Source organism: Geminicoccus flavidas (assembly GCF_009806515.1).
Classification (GTDB): domain Bacteria; phylum Pseudomonadota; class Alphaproteobacteria; order Geminicoccales; family Geminicoccaceae; genus Geminicoccus; species Geminicoccus flavidus.
The window spans coordinates 1-3,547 of the sequence record NZ_WUJP01000514.1; the positions used below are offsets into that span (position 1 = coordinate 1).

Here is a 3,547-nt window from a genome sequence, read left to right on the forward strand (position 1 = left end):
TGTCTCGCCGCGCACGTGGCGCAGCGCCTGATCCAGCAGATGTTGGTACAGGCCCAGGCCCAGCGTGGTGACGTGCCCGGCCTGCTCCTCGCCAATCAGGTCGCCGGCCCCGCGCAGGTCCAGGTCGCGCGCGCTGATCGCAAAGCCCGCCCCCAGCCGGTCCAGCGCCTCCAGCGTGCGCAGCCGCTTCTCCGCCGCCGGGGCGGGCGGGTGCTCCGGGTCAGTCAGCAGCAGGGCGGTGGCGCTGCGGCTGCCCCGGCCGACCCTGCCGCGCAACTGGTGGAGCTGGGCCAGGCCGAACCGCTCGGGGCGCCAGACCAGCATGGTGTTGGCGCGCGGCACGTCCAGGCCGCTCTCGATGATGTTGGTGGCGAGCAGGATCTCGCCCTCGCCCTCGGCGAAACCCACCATGGCCGCGTCGACCTCGTCGGCAGGCAGCTTGCCATGGACCACCACCGTCCGCAGCTCCGGCACGATCCGGGCCAGCCGCTCGGCCATGGGGGCAATGTCCTCGATCCTCGGGCAGACCACGAAGCTCTGGCCGCCGCGCTGGCGCTCGTACAGGAGCGCGTCGCGCACCACCGCCTCGTCGAAGGGCTGCAACTGCGTGCGGATCGGCTGGCGCTGGACCGGCGGCGTGGTGATCAGGCTCAGCTCCTGCAGCCCGACCAGGCTGGCCTGCAAGGTGCGTGGGATCGGGGTGGCGGTCATGGTAAGCACATGGCCGCCACCCTGGGCCAGGGCGCGCAGCTTCGCCTTCTGCGCGGCACCAAAGCGCTGTTCCTCGTCGATCACGAGCAGGCCCAGCTGGGCAAAGCGCACGCCGCGGGCGGCCAGGGCGTGGGTGCCGATCACCAGGCGGATGCTGCCATCCGCCAGGCCGGCTTTGACCTTGCGCGCCTCGGCCGGCTTCACCAGCCGGGACAGCAGCGCGACCTCGATGCCCAGATGAGCGAAGCGGCGGGCGAAGGTCCTAGCATGCTGCCGGGCCAGGACCGTGGTCGGCGCGGCGACCGCCACCTGCCGGCCGGCCAGCACCGCGACCGCAGCGGCGCGCAGGGCGATCTCGGTCTTGCCGAAGCCGACATCGCCGCAAACCAGCCGGTCCATCGGCCGCCCCGCCGCCAGATCGGCCAGCACCGCCGCCTCCGCGGCGGCCTGATCGGGGGTCAGCGGGTAGGCGAAGCGAGCGACGAAGCGCTCATAGTCGCGCGCCGGTGCTGTCAGCTTGGGCGCACTGGCCCGGGCACGCTTGCCGGCCTGCTCCACCAGATGCATGGCGGTGGCGCGGATGCCGTTCTCGACGCCGGCTCGGCGTTTGGCCCAGCCGTCGCCATCCAGCCGGTCCAGGGTCACCGCCTCCGGGTCCCCGCCATAGCGCCAGATCCGGCCGATCTCGCCCACCGGCACCAGCAGGGTCTTGTCGCCGGCATAACGCAGGCGCAGCACCTCGCCGGGCTCGTCCTCCCCGAGCGTGACCTCCTCCAGCCCTTCCAGCACCCCCATGCCATGGTCGAGATGGACCACGACATCGCCCGTGCCGAGATCGACCTCGCCCAGCGGCAGGGCGGCCTGCGGCGTCGCGGCCTGCGGCGTCGCGGCCTGGGCGAACTCCGCCCGCGTGCCGAGCAGGTCGGCCGCGGCGATCACTGCAGTGCCGGTAGCCTGGTCGACAAAGCCGTGCCGGACGGGCAGGGCCAGGGTGAGGAGCGTGCCCGGCTGGGCGGCGACCGCCTCCTGCCAGTCCTTTGCCGCCGCCGCCGAACGGCCGGTCGCCTGACGGGCGCGCGAGGCCAGGGTCCGGAGCGGGCGTGGGTCACTCGCGGCGAGCACGACTGGCCCCTTTGCCAGCCGTGCCTGGAGGAAGTCGCGAAACTGCCGGGCGCCGTCCCGGCTCTCGACGAAGCGGGGGACCCGCTCGTTCGGGCGGGCCCGGTGCTCCAGGTCCTGGGCGCCGGCCACCCGGTCCCGCCACCCATCCTCCTGAAGAAAGAGCTGTTCCGGGGGCAGGGCGGCATCGCCCAGACCCTGGAGTGCCTGCCAGGCCTCGGCTGCCTGCTCCAGGAAGTCGGCCGCCCGGGTCATGGCATGGGGGTCCAGCACCAGCCGGGCATCGGGCAGATAGTCGAACACGCTGTCCAGCCGGCCGTAGAACCGGGCGAGCTTGTGCTCCCGGCCGCGCAGAAAGCCCGGCACCGCACCGTCCTCGGACCGCGGCAGCACGATCTCCGAGGCTGGATCCACAATCAGCAGGTCAGTCTCGACCTCGGAACGCTGGGAGACCGGGTCGTAGGAGCGGATCTCGCTGATCCTGCCGTCCTGGTGCTCAATCCGGCAAGGCAGCGGGGCTGCTGCCGGAAACAGGTCGATCACCTGGCCACGCAGGGCCGCCTCGCCCGGCTCGTCGACCCGCTCGTCTACCACATAGCCCTGGCGCAGGAGGTCGATGCGCAGCCGATCGAGATCGACCGGGTCGCCCACCCGGAACTCCAGCCCGGCATCGGTCCATGTCGCGCGCGGCGGCACCAGGCGCAGGAGCGCCGGTGCGGTGGTCAGGACCAGCCGGGGCCGGGCCCACTGGTCCAGGAACCAGCGCAGCATGCCCATGCGCTGGCCCATCACGGTGACCGAGGGCGGCATGCGCTCGTAGGGCAGGCTGTCCCATTCCGGCAGCACGGCCACCGGCAAGTCCGGCGCCATCGCGCCGGCCAGGGCCGCCAGCGCCCGGGCCGAGCGCAGGTCGGCGGCGACGTGGATCAGGGGCGTGGGCTCGGCTGCCTGCAGGTGGAGGAGCCGGGCGGCGAGCAGGCCCGTCGGCACCGGGCGCGCATCGGCAGAAGCGTCGGTTGGGGAATCGGCTGGCGACATGATTGGTCCAGGAAGGAGGGCGCCCGGCTCAGGCCGCCAGGAGCTGAGTCTTCTGCATGATGAAGCCGCTCTTGGGCAGGGCGGGAAGCTGGTCCAGCGCTACGGTCAGGTCCTGTGCCGGCACCTCGTAGCGGACCGTCCGAGTCAGGAGGCGCACGGCCTCCTCCAGCAGTGCGATGGTGAGCCATTCGCCGGGGCAGCGATGGCCGGTGGCAAAGTCGCCGGCACCCTGCGGGACCAGGGTGTTCGGGTCGCCCGGCCAGCCCACGAACCGCTCGGGTCGGAAGGCCTCGGGCTCCGGCCACAGCCGCCCGTCATGGTTGGTGCCGTAGAGATCGAGCAGCACCCAGTCGCCCTTGCTGAATTCGTGCCCCTGCCAGGCGAAGTCGTGGCGGGCGCGGCCGCCGACCACCGGGAAGAAGGGATAGAAGCGGCGGACCTCCTGGACGAAGGGCCGCAGCAGCTCGTCACCGCCCTCCGCGAATCTCTCGCGCCACTGCGGGTGATGATGGAGTGCGAGGGCGGCGAACGTCACGAACCGCGCCACCGCGACCGTCGGGCGCAGGACGTTCAGCAGCTCGACCGCGGCAGTCGTCTCATCCAGAAGCTCGCCGTCCAGGTCGCGGTGCCGGGCGATGAGGTCGGCGGCCGAACCTTCTGCGACCGCAGTCTCGCCCGA

The 3,547-nt window shown here is 72.5% G+C and carries 2 protein-coding genes; both read right to left on the reverse strand.

Annotation, left to right across the window (positions count from 1 at the left end; genetic code table 11):
* A partial coding sequence (locus EQG76_RS14495) for a DEAD/DEAH box helicase (RefSeq protein WP_200840824.1) occupies positions 1–2,820 on the reverse strand: 2,820 nt, incomplete at its 3' end.
* 76 nt (positions 2,821–2,896) lie between these two features.
* A partial coding sequence (locus tag EQG76_RS14500; protein WP_159714700.1) for a cytochrome P450 occupies positions 2,897–3,547 on the reverse strand: 651 nt, incomplete at its 5' end.